Source organism: Cohaesibacter marisflavi, assembly GCF_900115225.1.
Classification (GTDB): Bacteria; Pseudomonadota; Alphaproteobacteria; order Rhizobiales; family Cohaesibacteraceae; genus Cohaesibacter; species Cohaesibacter marisflavi.
Genome location: NZ_FOVR01000006.1, coordinates 1 through 17,730, shown reverse-complemented (window position 1 = coordinate 17,730; position 17,730 = coordinate 1). Strand labels below are relative to the sequence as shown.

The following is a 17,730-nucleotide window of genomic DNA, read 5'->3' as shown; positions in this document are numbered from 1 at the left end:
TCCAAAGCGCACCCCGCAAAGAGGAATTGCGAGGCGCATGAGTGGAGGAGGGGTCAGTCAGCCAGACTGGAGAGTTTTTCGACAATTCCCTCGCCGAACTTGCTGTCGAGTTCCTTGTAGGATGGTTCCATGGCTGCTCGGAAAGGAGCCAGTTCTGGGCGATTGACCTTGGCGCCATTGTCTTCGAACTTGCTCAGCAGGGCGGCTTCGTTATCCTTGACCACCTTATTGTTGACCAAACCGCCGGCCTTGAAGGCATCCATGACGATCTTCTGGTCTTCTTCAGACAGATCTTTCCATGTTTCCTCTGACATCAGCACGAGCTGATCCTGAACCAGATGGTTGGTCAGGGTGATGTTGCTCTGCACTTCCATGAATTTCATGGCGTCGATGATCGGGAGCGGGTTTTCCTGTCCGTCAACCTGATTGGTTTGCAGGGCCAGATAGACCTCTGCAAAGGCAACAGGGGTCGGGCTGGCACCCATGGCTTTTGCCCATTGAAGCTGAGGCGCGGAATTTGGCACGCGCAGCTTCATGCCCTTAAAGTCTTCCAGTTTCGTGATGGGCTTGTTGGATGTGGTTTCGCGGGTGCCGAAATACCAGGAATCAACGGTCCTCCAACCGTTCTCCGTGCGCATTTCTTCCAGAACGCCCTGTCCCCAATCCGATGCCAGAATTTTCTGCAGATGATCGAAATCCTTGACCACATAGGCGGTACTGGCGATCACGGCGCGCGAGACCCATGGGTCCATACCGCCAAACGGGTTCAGTGTGAAATCGAGATCACCCAGCGTGACCTGTTCCATCATTTCGGTAAAGGTGCCGAGCTGCGAATTGGGGAACACCTCAAGTTTGAGGCGGCCGTTGGATTCTTCCTCCAATACCTTGGCGGCCTCCATGACGCCTTGATATTGTGGGTCGCCCGGCGTCCCTTGCATGCCAAATGAGAGCGTGCGCGTATCCTGAGCCAGCGCAGGGCCAGCGACGAGCATGCCGGCAACCGCCAGGCAAGTCAGTACATGTTTCATAGGTTCCTCCCTTAATCATGTCTGAGTATTTTTTCCCTTTCGGGGCGCGAACCGGATGGGGCATCCAGATCGCTTTTTGCATTTCTCCTGATTTTCAAGCAGGCCGAAAGTCATCCGGCCTCGCGTGGTCCTTCGTTCGATATCCTCCCGCCTTGCGTTCCAAGCGCTCTGGCGAGGGAAATGGTCCTCCTAACCGAATTCCTGATATCGCTTCTGAACATCCTTGAGATGTTCTTCCATGGCCATCATGGCGTCGATGGGCTTGCGGTCCCTGATCGCGTTGAAAATTGCCACATGGCCTTCGAAACTCTTGGTGTTGGAAATGCCTTCATCCTTGGGCAGCGGGCGCTGGTTGATCATCCAGTCGACGAGCGCATCATGCATCGCCATGAAAATGGGATTGTCCGGAATGCTGGTCAGCAAGCGATGGAAGGCGACGTCGGTGATGGCAAAGGCGCGCGGCTTCATGATGGTCTGTTCATTCTGCCTCAACGCCTCTTCCAGTGCTTCTATCTGGGCTCCGGTTGCGTTTTCTGCCGCATAGCGGGCGACGGCCCCTTCAAGGAAAATACGAGCCTGCTCGAAATTCTGAACACCTTCGGAGGAATCCAGCAGGATGTTGGCGACTCCTGACAGAGATGACAGCAAGGCCTGCGGGGTCGGGCGCGTGACACGCGCCTTCTCTCCCATCTTGATCTTGATGAGGCCCATTCTCTCCAGCCCGAAAAGGGCTTCGCGAATGGATGGGCGTCCGACATCGAACATCTCCATCAACTCGCGTTCAGAAGGCAAGGAGCTGCCCTCAGGATAAATCTCGTCCCTGATGAGCTCTTCCAGTTTGATGCGGACCTCGTCCGACAATTTTCTGCGCAAGGATAGTTTCATGGTATAACTGTTAACCTGTTATACCAGTGGCGTCAAACAGAATCTTGATGACAAGCAGGGCCTGTTTTTCAGACGGAGGGAATTTGATGGTCTGGATAGCTGAACTGGGGAGACACTGCGGTCTTTGATCGGATTTTTTCTATATGGAAATGGATAAAATTAGACCAATTAATTCAATCGTTTGTTTTTCAATTCTCCTTTCTCTGAGGGCCGCGGGAGGCGGGAGAGGAAAATGCTCTGTGAAGGCGAAGACATTTCCCCAACTTGTTTATTGAGTGATTTTGTAAGTGGTTACACTTGGTTTGTGCAGGAGCAGCGCTGAATAAGGGGCATGTATGCCAGATGTACTAGAATAGTTAAATTTGCTGATAAATAGTGGTAAGTGTTTGATGTGGCGATTTTGTTGCCACTAGGCTGTGCGCGAATAGCGTGTGTCTTTGGGCTGGGGGTCTTTTTGCTACCCTTGTGGTTCTTACTGACATGCTTGGGTGCAAGTTTCGCGGACATTTTGCGTTCAATGAGCCGAAGGAGAATCGGCCTTTACAAACTTGTATACAAGATATATGAGATATACCGAAGAGGAGATAACAATGATCAGCAGTCTGGCTGTTGGTGGAGGAACTATGGCGGCAGGTGGCAATCATCGCGCGTTGACGACAACGCAGATTGTGCATCGCCGGCTACGCACCGAAATCGTTTCAATGCAGCGTCTCCCCGGAGAAGCGATCAGTGAGAAAGAGATCGCTTTGGAACACGGGGTCAGCCGCACCCCCATTCGCGAAGCGCTGCTGCGCCTTGCGGAGGAACGGTTGGTCGACATCGTGCCGAAATCGGGCACTTCGGTTGCGAAAATCCCCATTGCTGATGTTTTGGAATCTCAAGTGGCAAGAGCTGCTCTGGAGCAGGTGACGACGAAAGCCGCCGTTCAGCTGGCCAAGGGCAGCGACATTGCAAGAATGCGCGCGCTTATCATTGCCCAGCAGGAGCATAAGGAAGCGGAAGACTACGAGAAATTCTACGCAACGGATGAAGATCTTCATCACGCGATCGCTTTGGCGGGAGGATACCCGGGAATCTGGACGATCATCGATCGGATCAAGCTTCATGTTGACCGCTACCGGCTTCTGACCATTCAGCAGCCTTTGCGTATGGAGCGGGTGTTGCAGGAGCACGCCGATATTGTCGAGGCGATTGCTGCTCATGATGAAGACCGCGCTGCGGAGGCCATGCGGTTGCATCTTGCCGGCCTGAGTGCCGAGGATCTGAGCGAGATCCGAGATCGCAACCCGAGCTACTTTACAGGGGACTTGGAACAAGTCCTCGATAGATGGCGGAGAGAAACCACTTCGCTGAATTAGGGGCAGCTTCCTTATGGATTTAAGAGGGGTTGCCGCCGCGTTGGATCTACATGTGTTTGATCTACAAATGGAGGAAGTTATGAAACATTATAGTGCTATTGCTGCGGTCGCAGGTGTGGGGGCGCTCGCTCTTTCGGCTGTTTATGGCGCAACCCCTGTTATGGCTGAAACCGTATTTCAGGTTGCCTTCAACCAGCCGGAATCCCATCCGCAGTTCAAGGCCATGCAGAAATTCGGCGAGGCTCTGGCTGAGCGTACAAACGGCGAGTATAAAGTTGAGGTTTATCCCAACGAATTGCTCGGCGCTCAGAAAGAAGCCATCGAGATGACCCAGACCGGCACCATCGCCATGTCGCTGGCTGCTGCAAGTCTTCTGGAAAGCTGGAACCCTGATTTCGTTATCTTCAACCTGCCTTACATGTTCGACAGTGTTGAACAGCAGCGTCAGGTTGTGAACGATCCTGCAATCGTGGGTGATCTTTATCATTCTGTTGAAGATCAGGGTATCGTTGTTCTGGCTGCCTTCCATGGCGGCGTTCGCAACGTTTACCGCAAGTCCGGTCCGGTTGAGAAACCTGCTGATATGGGCGGCGATAAAATCCGCGTTATGCAGTCCGATACCAACATCGAAATGATGAACCTGATGGGTGGTAACGGTATCGCAATGGGGCAGGGCGAAGTTTACACCGCTATTCAGACCGGTGTTCTTGACGGTGGCGAAAACAACGAAATCGTCTACTCTTCCCTGAAACACAGCGAAATCGCACCATACTATTCCTATACCCAGCACCTGATGATGCCAGACTATCTCATCATGAGCGCTGACATCTACAATGATCTGCCGGACGATGTGAAACAGATCTTTGCTGAAGAACTGCCAAAAGCTGTCGACTATGAATATGAGTCCTTCGCTGAAGCTGTTGCTGTTGCAAAAGCCGACGCTGAGAAAGCCGGTGCCAAGTTCAACCAGGTTGATCTGCAGTCCTTCAGAGATGCTGTGAAGCCTCTTACTGAAAAGAAACTGAGCAGTGACGTTACCAAGAAGATCTATAGCCAGATCCACGGTGAATAATCTGTAGCAAGGTTCCAAAGCCAAGAGAGGCCGGGTGCTTGCATCCGGTCCTCATTCAAGGGCGAAGGAGGAAGTTTCAATGCATGCTATTAAGCGCTGGGCTGATCGCATTCTGGCTACGAGCTGCATAATCCTGTGCGGTCTTCTGGTGGTTGCTGTAACCTGGCAGGTTGTGGGGCGCTTTTTCTTCAATAGCTCCGGGGCATTCTCCGAAGAGCTCTCCAAAATCATGTTTGTCTGGTTCGTTCTTTTGGGAGCAGCTTTGCTGTTCGGTGAAAAAGGGCATATGGCCATCGAGATCGGCCTCGACATGATGTCTGCCAGAAAACAACTGATTTTCCAGATCATCATCAGTCTTTTGATCCTCGGGTTTGTCACCTCCATTCTGCTTATCGGGGGTGTTGATGCTGTCAACCGGACGATGCGTCAGACAAATGCGGCAATTCCGGTCATCAGAACAGGGCAGATCTATCTGGCTCTTCCATTGAGTGGCGCCTTCTCTGTTTTCTATTGTTTCTACAATATCTGGAACGATTTCAAATCCTTGACCGCATTGGGCAAGGACCAATCCAGCAAGATGGAGGGCTGACCCAGTGGCAAACGCAGCCGATATCGGCCTAATTATGCTCATTTCCATACCAATTCTTCTCGCAATTGGTGTGCCGATCAGTATCGCCATGGGGATTGGTTCCGTGGCGGCCATGACCACCATCTTCGGTTTCGATCGGATGGCAATTACCGCAGCCCAGCGTGTTTTTGCCGGAATCAATTCATTCTCCCTGCTGGCCATTCCCTTCTTCGTTCTGGCCGGGATTATCATGACCAACGGAGGTATCGCCCAAAGGTTGATCAACTTCGCCAAGGCGGTCATCTGGTTTATCCCCGGGGCTCTCATCCAGACCAACATCGTGGCCAACATGCTGTTTGGCGCGATCAGTGGCTCAGGGGTTGCCGCTGCTGCTGCTATTGGTGGCGCGATTGGTCCGCAGCAGAAGAACGAGGGCTATGATCCCAATGTCGCGGCGGCCGCCAATATTGCTTCTGCGCCTGCGGGCATGCTTATCCCACCCAGCAACACTTTCATCATCTACTCGCTCGCCAGTGGTGGCGCATCTGTTGCCGCTCTGTTCGTTGCCGGTTACGGTCCGGGCATTCTGTGGGGATTGGGTTGCATGATCCCTGCCATGTTCTTTGCGCGCAAAGCCGGATATAAATCCGAAAAGCTGGGCAGCTTCAAAGACAATGTGAAGATCACTGTTGATGCGGTTCCATCCCTGTTCCTGATCTTCGTTGTGGTTGGTGGTATCATCTCTGGTATCTTCACGCCGACGGAAGCCAGCTGTATTGCTGTTGTGTATGTAACGATCCTGTCGTTCCTATATCGCACCATCACGGTCAACATGATCCCGCGCTTCCTGTTGGCGACCGTCAAGACAACATCCATGATCATCTTCATGATCGGTGTTTCTGCCATCATGGGCTGGATCATGGCTTTTGCCAAAATCCCGAACATCATTGCGGACTCGCTTCTGAGCATTACCGACAGCCCGATCCTGATCATGATCATCATGAACTTCGTGATGCTGCTGCTGGGCTGCGTGATGGATCCGACCCCTGCGATCCTGATTTTCGCTCCGATCTTCCTGCCGATTGCCATGTCTCTTGGTTTTGATGTGGTGCATTTCGGTGTGTTGATGGTCTTCAACCTCTGCATCGGTACGATTACGCCGCCGGTTGGACCCATTCTTTTTGTCGGCTGTCGAATAGCGGATTTGAAGATCGAGCAGGTTGTCAAACCGATGTTGCCTTACTTCCTGATCCTGTGCTGTTTGTTGATGGTTGTCACATTCGTACCGGAAATTTCACTCGCTCTGCCTCGTCTGGCAGGCCTGATGAATTGATCATCGCAAGCAAGGTGTAGAAAATGGAATTGCCGAGCATCTTTGCTCGGCAACAGGAGAGTTTTGACCTTTCCGCCCTCGCTGGCGCAAAGGTCAGGCAGGCGACAGCTCACCGGGCGGCAACGCTCCAATGAGGTCGCCTCATGAAGGAGAAACAAAATGAAAGCTCTAGTATATACGGCCCCGCATAAGGTGGAAGTTCAAGACGTTCCTGTGCCCGAAGGACGCAGCGGAGCTGCCAAAATCAAGATGCACTATTGTGGTGTTTGCGGCACCGATATCGGCATTTTTGCAGGCAAACATCCGCGCGCAACGGCGCCACTGGTGCTTGGGCACGAATTTGTTGGTACCATCGAGGAAATTCAGGATGGGTCCGGGCGCTTTGCTCCGGGAGACCGCGTAGTTGCCTATCCGCTTTTGTCCTGTGGTGAATGCCTTGCATGCCGCACCGGCCATCCGCATGTCTGCAAGAGCCTGAAGCTCATCGGTATCGACAAGGACGGTGGCATGGCTGACTGTGCATGGGTCGATGAAGATGTACTGTTCAAGGTTCCTGACACGATGACCGACAAGATTGCCGCTCTGGTCGAGCCTCTGGCCGTCGTTGTGCGCTCTCTGCATCAGGCCCGTTTTGATGTGCTGAATTCTACGGTTGTCACTGGCGCCGGTCCGATTGGCGTTTTGACGGCCATCGTTCTCAAGCATTCCGGTGCATCCCGCATTGTTATTTCCGATGTTGATCAGGCCCGCCTTGACGTCTGCAAGGATCTTGGTCTGGAAACTGTCAATGTGAGAGACACCAATCTTGTTGACTATATCAACGAGACCACCAACGAAGAAGGCGTGGACATCGTGTTCGAATGTTCCGGCGCTCCAAGCTCGGCAGCTGAAATGACCAAGCTTTGCCGTATCGGTGGCACCATCTGCATGACTGGCATTCACAAGGAAGAACGTCCGGTTGATTTGCGCGACATGAACTTCAAGGAACAGCTCCTGATCGGCTCACGCGTCTACACCAAGCAGGAATTCGAAATGTCTGTTGCCTATGCGCAGACCATTGCCGAAGACCTTGAAAAAGTGGTGACCCAGATTGTTCCGCTCTCCGAATCCGAAGGCATCTTCGACATGATCGCAGATCCGGCCGTCAACACGGTCAAGGTTCTCGTCGATTGTCAGGCATAAGAAATTCAGAAAGACTAAATTATGAACCCATATGACGTAAAAGGTCAGAAAGCCATTGTAACGGGCGGTACGCGCGGGCTTGGCAAAGGTATGGCCGAAGTGCTTCTTGAAGCCGGTGTTGAAGTGGTCATCTTTGGCTCGGGTGCCAGCGTGCATGATGTGGCCAAAGAATTTTGTGATCGCGGATTTACCTGCCATGGTCTGACCGTGGATCTGGCAGACGCCAAGGCCCGCGAAGAGGGCTTTAACAAGGCGCTCGAAGCATTGGGCGGCGATCTGGATATTCTGGTCACCGCAGCGGGCGTGCAGAAGCGTCACAAGAGCGAGGAATTTCCGCTTGATGACTGGAATGCCGTTCTGGAAGTCAACTTGACTGCTGTCTTCGATCTCTGCCAGCGGGCTGCCCGCGTGATGCTGCCAAAAGGGCGTGGTAAGATCGTCAACATCGCGTCGCTGCTGAGCTTCTTTGGTGGCTATACCGTTCCGGCCTATGCGGCCAGCAAGGGCGGCATTGCCCAGTTGACCAAGGCGCTTTCGAATGAATGGGCCAGCCAAGGCATCTGCATCAACGCACTGGCTCCGGGTTACATGGCAACCGACATGAATACGGCTCTGCTGGCTGATGAAGGCCGGAATGCCGAGATTTCTGCGCGCATCCCGACCCATCGTTGGGGCACGCCGGATGACATGAAGGGGCCGCTGCTGTTCCTTGCCTCTGGGGCTTCCGACTATGTGAATGGCACCATCATCCCCGTCGACGGCGGATATCTGGGCCGCTAATCGCGCCGCATTTTGAAAGTGAAAGATAAGCTTATGAAAGTCATCGTATCTGATTGTGACCACGAGTCGATGCAGATCGAAAAAGATGTGCTCGCTGAGGCCGGTCTGGATTTTACCCATATGGCCGCTCGTACCGAGGATGAGGTGATCGCACAATGCAAGGGCGGTAACATCATTCTCAACCAGTATGGCAAGTTTGATGACCGCGTCTTCACGGCTCTGCCGGAAGTCAAGCAGATCGTGCGGTATGGCGTTGGTGTCGACAATGTCGATCTTGAAGCGGCAACCCGTCATGGCGTGCAGGTTTGCAACGTGCCTGATTATGGCATGCATGAAGTGTCCGACCATGCTCTTGCTCTGATGATGGCGCTGATCCGGAAGATCCCGGCCACTGTCAGCCACACCCGCAATCGCGAGTGGGACTTCCGCAAGATGGCCCCGATCCGTCGGATTTCCGAAATGACCGTTGGCGTTTTGGGTGTTGGCCGCATTGGCGGACTGTTCGCCAAGAAGGCTCTGCCGCTCTGCAAGGAAGTTCTGGTTCATGATCTGAATAGAACAGATCTTGAAACCAAGATCCCCGGCGTCAAGCAGGTTAGCCTGGAAGAGTTGCTGAGCAAGAGCGACGTTGTCTCTGTTCATTGCCCTCTATCCGATGAGACGCGGAATCTGATCGATGCCGACAAGCTCAAAAGCATGAAGCAGGGTGCCATCCTTATCAATACCGCCCGTGGCGGCATCATTGATGAAGAAGCGTTGGCTGTCCAGCTGGAAGCCGGAGCCCTTGGTGGCGCCGGGCTGGATTGCATTTCTGCCGAGCCAATCGACAAGACATCGCGCCTTCTGGATATGGACAATGTCTTTATTACCCCGCACATGGCTTATTATTCAGAAGAGTCCTCTGCTGAACTCAAGCGCAAGGTTGCTGAGGAAGCTGTGCGGTTTGCTAAGGGTGAACCTGTTCATTACCCGGTCAATCAGCTCTAAGAGCCTGATTTATCCTCCCTCTGACCGGTAGAGTGTCAATCACCCCGCACGGTCCGGCCCCAAGTGGCCGGACCGTCAAACAGTTAGGAGACTGGTCTTGTGATATATGGTCGACTTGATAACTTGTCCGAGGTTGCTTCGACGCTGCCTCAGACCATCCTTGAGGGGCTTCGTTTCCTCGCAGAAACCGATTTGGTAGCGTTGCCCGAAGGGCGTAATGAAATCGACGGGGACCGGATGTTTGCCATGGTGCAGGATTACGAGCCCAAGCCGAAGGATGAAGCCAGACCCGAAGCGCATAAACGCTACATCGATATTCAGTATGTCGCCAAGGGTACGGAACTGATCGGAACGACAGCCCTTTCCAAGGCCCCGAATGTGGTCGAGGATCTGCTCGAACAGAATGATGTCTATTTCCTCGACGGACTGAAAGAAGAAAGCATGCTGGCAATGTCCGAGGGGACCTATGCAGTCTTTTATCCGTGGGATGTGCATCGCCCAGGCTGCTCGGCAGGAGAAGCATCTCAGGTCCGAAAGATTGTGGTCAAGATTGCAATGGAGCCGGCCAAGGCCTGAGGTTGGCCCATTGTGCTGAACGCTCTTGGCGCCCGAAGCCTCTGTTCGTCAAACCAGCCATCATGACCGGTGGATCAGGCTTGATGGCATGAGGCCTTGAGTGTCCCTGCAACAAGAGAAGAGTTCGGGTGGAAGTGCTGGCAAGAGAGAAAACGGCCCGTGTGGGTGTCGCAAATGCAGCAGGATTGCTGCCGGTTTGATGACGGTTTCACTCCTTGAGAGTTGTTGATTGTCGAAAACAGGACAATTAAATGCGACTTTTCTCTTGGCGCAGGAAATATGAAGAGTATGAATGGATGTATGGATTCATTTTCGTTGTTACCAACTGGTAGATGACCATACCGATTTGAGCGAACACGCAAAGGAGATGCCTAATGGATATCCGCTATTCCGTTAATCAGAAACACTTCAAACGGATGACCACGGAAGAGGTCGCCGAAGAATTCAAGATCACTAATCTTTATGTTGCCGATACCATTCAGGCCGTCTACAGCCATGTCGACCGCATGGTCACCTTCGGCTGCATGCCTGTTAGCGAAACCGTTCCTCTGGACAAAGGCATCGAATGCATGAAGACATTCGGCACCGACTATATTCTGGAACGGCGTGAAATCGGTATTTTCAATCTCGGTAATACCGGCACCATTGTTGCTGATGGAGTCAGCTATACGCTCGATTTCCAGGATTGCCTCTATATCACGCGCGGCACCAAGGAAGTGACCTTCCAGAGCGCTGACGGGTCTAACCCGGCGAAATTCTACATGGTCAGCGCTCCGGCGCATAAATCCTGCAAGACCACCTTCCTCAAAATCGCCGATGCCAAGAAGGTTCCGCTGGGCGATCAGGAAAACTGCAACAAGCGCGTCATCAACCAGTTCATCCATCCGGACGTTCTGGAAACCTGCCAGCTGTCCATGGGCCTGACCCAGTTGGAGCCGGGCAATGTCTGGAACACCATGCCAGCGCACACCCATGAGCGTCGCATGGAGATCTACACCTATTTCAACCTGCCTGAAGATCAGGCCGTGTTCCATATGATGGGTGAGGGCGATCAGACCCGCCATCTCATGATGCATAACGGTGACGCTGTGATCAGCCCGTCCTGGAGCATTCATGCTGGTTGCGGCACCTGCGCCTATACCTTCATCTGGGCAATGGGTGGTGAGAACCAGACCTTTGATGACATGGACGTCATTCCGATCAACGAACTGCGCTGATCTGAAAATTAGACGGGCTGCCTTTGCTAAAAGGCGGCCCGTTCTCATCTTTCAACCCGCAAGGGCGCTGCTGGCGCCTTTGCGGGTTTTGTTTGTTGGGGCGGGTTTTGTCTATCAAGAGGACGGGAGGCTTAGTGCGTTCCCTTCAAAATCGCCTCGGTCAACTCGGAGACTCTAATGCCCTCGGCTGGGGAGCAGGGATTGGGGGCGCTATCAAGAAAATGCGCTACGACGCGCTCAATGAAGGGCTGGTGCACATGCTGAGGGTCTTCAAGCTCGATCAGTTGCTCCGTGCCCTCGATGGTGAGTGAGATGGGAGAGGGGGCAAAGAATCGCATGCTGGCCACACCCTTTTCGCCATGAAGCGTAACCCGTTCCTCATTTTCTCCTGACGCGTAAGCGCAGAGGCCGATCGCTGGAAAGGCTCCATAATCCAGCATGAAGGTCACCAGATCTTCGGCCTTGGTGTTTTGCCCTTGTGTTTTGGTAAGGCCAGCGACAGAGGCTGGCGTACCAAACAAATAGGTTAGCCAGTCGAGCGTGTGCGATTGCATGTCGACGAACAGACCGCCGCCATTGATGGCCGGATCGGTTTTCCAATGATGCCCGGGGCCATCCTCGGCACGCATCAATTGGCGTACTTCAATCATGCGCAGGGCACCGATTGTGCCGTCTTTGGCGATCTGACGCAGTTTTTCAAACCGTGGCAGCGCGCGCCGATAGTAGGCAACGCAGAGTTTGCGCCCGGTTTCCTTGGCAATCGCCTCCATGGTTCGGCATTCTTGCGGCGTGAGCGCCATGGGCTTTTCGACCAGAACATCCTTGCCCGCTCGCATGGCGCGAATGGCATAATCGGCGTGCGTGTGAGGCGGTGTCGCGATATAGATGGCTGTCAGATCAGGGTTTTGAATGAGTGCGTCCGCATCCGCCGTCCAGTTAGCCACCCCGTGCCGCTTGGCATAGTCGGCGGCCTTATCAGGATCGCGTCGCATGACGCAGCAAAGCTCTGATCTCTCGGTCTTTTGCAGCGCTGGGCCGCTCTTTTTCTCGGTGACATCACCGCAGCCAAGAATGCCCCAACGAACCAGTTTTTGATCTTGCACTGACATATCACCTCCTGTTGTTTGCCGCCTTCATTTTCGCAAGACAGCGATGCCGCAAGGATATACCGGCAACTGAGAGAGGCGCAATCAGAACCGCTGGCTAATCGCAATGAATGGGGGTGGCTTGTGCGCGGCAAAGGCTATGCCCAGCTCGGTATGCAGTTGGAGCCTGCGCAAAGCTGATAGGGAGGTTCTTGCGGGCTTGCTTGAATAAGTCGGTGAGCCGTCAGATTGTGTGTTGATTGCAGCCCGGCAGGCAGAATGCGCGCCGGGCTGTAAGGCTGGGCCCTTCATTAAAGGGTGATATCTGCAGCTGTAAGGGCACTGGTGTCGACCAGGCGCACTTCAAAGTCTGCCGTGGTGTCTCCATTCACATCCGCATAGAGCATGATGTCGGAACCGTCGTTTTCATACCAGACAGAATTTGCCGTTGCTGTGGTGCCGGTGAAAGCAAAAGCATCATTGGCTCCCGTGGCGCTGTCGGCGTCGATGCCGGAGAGATCAATCTTATCTTCCCCGTTATCGAAGCCGTAGATCGTGTCATGCAGGGCATCGCCAACTTTACTGTCGTTGATGGAGTTGAAAATAAATGTGTCAACGCCATTATCCACGCCAGCATACATGGAGTCTGCGCCGAGGCTGCCGATCAATCTGTCTGCGCCGGATGCCGCATAGAGAGTGTCGTTTCCTACGCCCCCGTTGAGGATATCATTGCCGTTGCCCCCGTTCAGGATGTCTGCACCTTGATGGCCGTAGAGTTTATCAGCCCCGTTGCCACCAAAGAGCTTATCGTTGCCCAGATTGCCGCTGAGTGTATCATTGCCAATGTGGCCGTTGAGGGTATCTGCTCCGCCCTTGCCTATGAGGGTGTCGTTGCCAGCAAGACCGTTGAGCGTGTTATTGCCCATGTTTCCGACCATCTTATTGTCTTGCATGTTGCCGGTGCTGTTGATGTTGCCTTTGCCGATCAGCGTAATATTCTCGATATGCTGGCTGTTGGCCTTGAGATTGTAGTTTGACGAACTGAAGACCTGATCGACGCCTTGATTGGCGGCTTCATTGATCTTGTCTCCGTACGCATCGACATAGTAGGTGTCATTGCCAAGATTGCCCGACATGGTATCAAGGCCGAGGCCACCGTTAAGCGTATCATTGCCGAGATTGCCGATCAGCGTATCATTGCCCTGATTGCCAATGAGCACATCAGCACCGCCCTTACCGATAAGGGTGTCGTTACCTACGAGGCCTCTCAGGGTGTTGTTGCCCGAGTTGCCGGTCATGGTGTTGGCTTGCATGTTGCCGGTGCTATTGAGATTAGCATTGCCCGTCAGGGTTATATTCTCGATATACTGGCTGTTGGCTTTCAGATTGTAGTTGGAAGAACTGATAACCAGATCTATGCCCTGAAATGCCACTTCATTTACCGTGTCGCCATAAGCATTGACATAATAGATGTCGTCGCCATTGTTGCCGGTCATAATGTCAATGCCGGCGCCGCCAATCAGCCTGTCTGCGCCATTGCCACCTTCTAGGACGTCATCTCCACCATTGCCCCGAAGGGTGTCGTCGCCATCTTCGCCGCGCAGGCGTTCGCCGGCGGCGGCACCAATGAGAGTGTCGGCATAATCGGTGCCGCGGACTTCTTCAATGCTGGAGAGCGTGTCTGTGTCTCCAAAGCCATCGATTGCCTTGCCGGTTATGAGGTTGACGGTAACGCCGGAGGTTCCTGTGAGGCCGTTCTCGTCCTCATTGAAAGCATCCTTGCGATAATCTAGGGCATCATAACCGGAACCACCCTGGAAGGTGTCGTTGCCGGCCAGTCCCTGATAACGGGCATAGTCCTGGTTGGCGCCAATGAAGGTGTCGTCATACCTTGTTCCGCGGAAGGATTCGATGCCCGTGAAGGTATCGACATTGTTATAGGCGTCGTTGATGGTTCCGTTCTGAATGCTGACGGTGATGGCATTGGTGCCGCCATATTGATAGTGATTGTTATAATAGACCTGATCGAAACCGGCACCCCCATTCAGGGTGTCATTGCCCTGACCGCCGATGAGTATATCGTCACCGCCGTTGCCATTGAGGATATCTGCACCAGAATCGCCCCACATCTTGTCTGCGCCGGAGCCACCATTGAGTGTGTCATTGCCGTTATAACCATCCAGTTCAAATGGTTCGGCATCAGTGCCTACAGCCTCAATGTTCAAGGTATCTGAGCCGCTCAAGATGATTTCAAACAGAGCGTCAAGCTCGGACACACTGCCCCATTGCGAGAAGGGGAGAGAAAATCCGCTGATCGTTGCATAGACGGTGCTGCCATTGGCATTGGTGTATTGAACAGAAGTCAGCGTCCCTCCGGTCAGGTAGTCCTGAGCGTCGAACGTAAAACCAGTGCCGTTCAAAGTGGTCAAAGATCCGTCAAAGTTTTCGATGGAAACGCGTGTGGGCGTGTTGACGGGTGCGTCTCCGTTCTCGTCGAAAACCTGAAGCCACTGCCTAATGCCTGTGTTGGATGCAAAGATGGTGCCCTGAGCCATGAAAAATCCTTCGGTATCGTTGCTGCTTGAAGGCAAAAATGCTGCCTAGCGTGTTGTATTGTTTTAAAAGTTGCTTTTGAATTATTGTTGGTAATGAAATTAACATCCAGCTTCGAAAATTGGAATATATCTAAAATGTAAATGATCAGATTGCACTATTTGCAATTTTTATGAAATAATAAAATGCCATTGATATTAATTACTTGTCTTTCATTTGTGGTCTAAGTGTTATTGTGTATATCATTTGGGGCAGGCATTGTCTTCTCGTTCGTGAGATACTATGAAACGGCTTGTCAGTCATTCCGGTTTTATTTGGTCGTATTGTCTTTTGCTTGCTATGAGGCATCGGTTGTCAGTGAGCGGAAAGACGCACGCGCGTCTAGAAGCCATCAAAATCACCTAAAAATAGACCTGCTATACATTGGATGTTTTCGTAATTTTCAGGGATTTCAAGGCAAATATTCTTGACAAAATCATAAGAAAACCGATATTCATAGGATGAATTAAGGATGCGTCTGATGGTCGGTTTTACGCCTGAAATTGCTTCTTCGTGACGAAAATCGGCTCGATATGCGATGCGTTGGCGGTGTAGGACCAGTCTAAATCGACTAAAAGCCGGCCAAAACGCGAGACGCGGGCAATGAATTTACGAAAGGGCTGCGGGAGAATGAGCAAGAGACCACCGATTGTTTTGAACCCAATGGACACGATAGCGGTATTGCCTCATGGAGCGAAAAAGGGTGAAGATCCCCTTGAGCTTGGTGCGCCGCTTGAGAGCAACATCATGCCGGGGCACAAGATTGCTCGCAAGGCACATGAACAGGGCGAAGCGATCATCAAGTTCGGCCAGATCATCGGCCGCGCTACCCAGCCGATTGGAGCTGGCGAGCATGTGCATTCTCACAACTGTGCCTTCTCTGACCATGGTCAGAATTACGAGATCGGTTGCGATTATGAAGCGGCTAAAGCTGCTGTCCCCAATCTGGAAGCCCGTACCTTCATGGGCTATAAACGTGCCAACGGCACAATCGGCACGCGTAACTATGTCGCCTTGTGCTCCACGGTGAACTGCTCTTCTACAGTTGTGCATCGCGCCGCTCAGGAGCTGCAAATTGAAGGCGCGTTCGACGCCTATGAGAATGTTGACGGTGTTGCGATCTTCACCCATGAATCCGGCTGCGGCATGAACAACAAGGGTCTTGGCTTCGAGATTCTCGACAAGGTTCTCTGGGGGCATGCGACCCATCCGAATGTGGGTATGGCCCTGTTCATCGGCCTAGGCTGTGAAGTCATGCAGATTTCCAAGATGCGCGAGAATTTCGACGATCCGAACCAGAGCTTGATGGATCGCTTCATCTCAATGACCATTCAGGAAGAGGGCGGCACGCGCAAAACCATCGATGCCGTAAAGGCCAAGGTGCGCGAACTGCTGCCTGAGCTGAACAAGGCCAAGCGTGAAGAGTGCCCGGCCTCGGAACTGAAGATCGCTCTGCAGTGTGGTGCATCCGATGGATTCTCTGGCATCACCGCCAACCCGGCTCTTGGCGTGGCCTCCGATATGCTTGTTGGTCTTGGGGCAACTTCGATCCTGTCCGAAACTTCTGAGATTTATGGCGCTGAGCAGCTTCTTCTGCGTCGTGCCGTGAGCAAGGAAGTGGGTGACAAGCTGGTCTCCCAGATCCACTGGTGGGAAGACTATGTTGAGATGCATAAGGGTAGCCTCGACAACAACCCGAGCCCGGGTAACAAGGCTGGCGGCCTGACCACCATTCTGGAAAAATCTCTTGGTGCAACGGCCAAGTCTGGCTCTGCTCCGCTGACGGCTGTCTATGATTATGCCGAACGTGTGACCGAGCATGGCTTCGTCTTCATGGATACCCCGGGCTATGACCCGGTTTGCGGTACCGGCCAGATTGCAGGCGGCGCGCATATGATCATCTTCACCACCGGGCGCGGCTCTGCCTATGGCTCCAAGCCAGCCCCGACCATCAAGGTGGCTTCCAACGATCATCTGTTCGCTTCCATGCCGGATGACATGGACATCAACTGCGGTGACATCCTCTCTGAAGGCGTGACATTGGAGCAGAAGGGTGCCGAGATCGTGGAAGAGATCCTCAAGGTTGCCTCAGGTGCGCCGACCAAATCGGAAGCCCTCGGCCTTGGCGATAACGAGTTTATTCCCTGGCATATCGGCGCGGTGATGTAAGAACCGCCTCTTCGGTGCCCCAGAGGGGCGCCGAAAGCCTATCAAGTAGAAGAATTCAGAAGGATACTGAATATGCAACGCGTGAATGAGAGCAATCTTGCAGGCCGGGCTCGTCCGACAGAACGGATCATCCAGTTTGGTGAGGGCAACTTCCTGAGAGCCTTCATGGATTGGAAAATCGATCGCATGAATGAAGATTGCGGCAGCGACTATGGCGTCGTCATTGTCCGCCCGATTGATGGCGGTGTGCCGATTTCGCTCAATGACAGCGATGGTGTTTACACGGTTCTCTCCCGTGGCGTTGGCCCGGATGGAGAGGCTGTGTCTGATGCCCGCCTCATCTCAGCCGTTCGTCGTGAACTGAATGCTGTCAAACAGTGGGACGAGGTTCTGGCGCTGGCTCGTAACACCGACTTTGTGGCCGTGGTCTCCAACACCACCGAAGCCGGCATCGTTTACAATGCCGATTGCAAGGCAACGGACACGCCACCGGCTTCCTATCCGGCCAAGGTGACCCGTCTGCTGCTGGAACGCTTCAACACATGCGGCGGCGTCGATGCTCCGGGCTTCCACTTCCTGCCGTGCGAGTTGATCGACCACAATGCCGATGAGCTGGAAAAATGCGTGCATCAGCATGCCAAGGACTGGGATCTGGGTGCAGATTTCATGAGCTGGTTGGAAAGCAAGAATGCCTTCTTCAACACGCTGGTTGACCGCATCGTGCCGGGCTATCCGCGTGATGAAGCCGCCGATATCGAGAAGGAACTGGGCTATCTTGATCCTCTGATGGTAACCGGCGAACTGTTCCACTTCCTTGTCATTGAACAGCGCGAAGGCAAGCCTGATCTTTGCCTGCCGATGGCGGAGAAGGATGCGGGCACGGTGATCGTGCCAAATG

General features: G+C 53.2%; 15 protein-coding genes. 11 read left to right on the top strand and 4 right to left on the bottom strand.

The features are described from left to right. Positions 1-53: 53 nt before the first annotated feature. Positions 54-1,028, bottom strand: coding sequence for a sialic acid TRAP transporter substrate-binding protein SiaP (locus tag BM258_RS12480; RefSeq protein WP_090072751.1), 975 nt, complete (start codon positions 1,026-1,028; stop codon positions 54-56). Positions 1,029-1,217: 189 nt separating this feature from the next. Beyond that, a complete protein-coding gene (gene nanR / locus BM258_RS12475) occupies positions 1,218-1,913 on the bottom strand; it encodes a transcriptional regulator NanR (protein ID WP_090072750.1) in 696 nt (231 codons plus the stop codon). Positions 1,914-2,503: 590 nt separating this feature from the next. Here nanR and BM258_RS12470 point away from each other — a divergent pair. The 9 genes from BM258_RS12470 to kduI all read left to right on the top strand — a co-directional run bounded on the left by BM258_RS12470 (position 2,504) and on the right by kduI (position 10,986). Next, a complete protein-coding gene (locus BM258_RS12470; protein ID WP_090072748.1) occupies positions 2,504-3,271 on the top strand; it encodes a GntR family transcriptional regulator in 768 nt (255 codons plus the stop codon). Positions 3,272-3,350: 79 nt separating this feature from the next. Further along, positions 3,351-4,343, top strand: coding sequence for a TRAP transporter substrate-binding protein (locus BM258_RS12465; RefSeq protein WP_090072747.1), 993 nt, complete (start codon positions 3,351-3,353; stop codon positions 4,341-4,343). A 79-nt stretch (positions 4,344-4,422) separates the two neighbouring features. Then, positions 4,423-4,932 (top strand): TRAP transporter small permease, encoded by a 510-nt coding sequence (locus tag BM258_RS12460; protein WP_090072745.1) that lies wholly within the window; start codon positions 4,423-4,425, stop codon positions 4,930-4,932. A 4-nt stretch (positions 4,933-4,936) separates the two neighbouring features. Further along, positions 4,937-6,244, top strand: coding sequence for a TRAP transporter large permease (locus BM258_RS12455; protein WP_210186737.1), 1,308 nt, complete (start codon positions 4,937-4,939; stop codon positions 6,242-6,244). 159 nt (positions 6,245-6,403) lie between these two features. Beyond that, on the top strand, positions 6,404-7,426 hold the full coding sequence (locus tag BM258_RS12450) for a zinc-dependent alcohol dehydrogenase (RefSeq protein ID WP_090072743.1): 1,023 nt from the start codon (positions 6,404-6,406) through the stop codon (positions 7,424-7,426). A gap of 21 nt (positions 7,427-7,447) precedes the next feature. Further along, a complete protein-coding gene (locus tag BM258_RS12445; protein WP_090072742.1) occupies positions 7,448-8,206 on the top strand; it encodes an SDR family NAD(P)-dependent oxidoreductase in 759 nt (252 codons plus the stop codon). Between the two features lie 33 nt (positions 8,207-8,239). After that, entirely contained in the window at positions 8,240-9,193 is a 954-nt protein-coding gene (locus tag BM258_RS12440; protein WP_090072740.1) for a C-terminal binding protein, read from the top strand. Positions 9,194-9,292: 99 nt separating this feature from the next. Further along, complete coding sequence (locus BM258_RS12435; protein WP_090072739.1) at positions 9,293-9,769, top strand: NanQ anomerase/TabA/YiaL family protein; 477 nt, start codon at positions 9,293-9,295, stop codon at positions 9,767-9,769. 374 nt (positions 9,770-10,143) lie between these two features. Continuing rightward, on the top strand, positions 10,144-10,986 hold the full coding sequence (gene kduI / locus BM258_RS12430; protein ID WP_090072737.1) for a 5-dehydro-4-deoxy-D-glucuronate isomerase: 843 nt from the start codon (positions 10,144-10,146) through the stop codon (positions 10,984-10,986). A gap of 131 nt (positions 10,987-11,117) precedes the next feature. On the opposite strand, the gene BM258_RS12425 is transcribed toward kduI, so the two are convergent. Next, the gene (locus BM258_RS12425) at positions 11,118-12,095 is read right to left on the bottom strand and encodes a Gfo/Idh/MocA family protein (RefSeq protein WP_090072735.1); all 978 of its coding nucleotides are present in this window, start codon (positions 12,093-12,095) and stop codon (positions 11,118-11,120) included. A 287-nt stretch (positions 12,096-12,382) separates the two neighbouring features. After that, a complete protein-coding gene (locus BM258_RS12420; protein ID WP_090072734.1) occupies positions 12,383-14,626 on the bottom strand; it encodes a calcium-binding protein in 2,244 nt (747 codons plus the stop codon). Positions 14,627-15,293: 667 nt separating this feature from the next. Here BM258_RS12420 and BM258_RS12415 point away from each other — a divergent pair. Next, positions 15,294-16,832, top strand: a complete 1,539-nt coding sequence (locus BM258_RS12415) for a UxaA family hydrolase (RefSeq protein ID WP_090072732.1) — start codon at positions 15,294-15,296, stop codon at positions 16,830-16,832. A gap of 72 nt (positions 16,833-16,904) precedes the next feature. Beyond that, on the top strand, positions 16,905-17,730 hold an 826-nt coding region (locus BM258_RS12410; protein WP_455423302.1), incomplete at its 3' end, for a mannitol dehydrogenase family protein.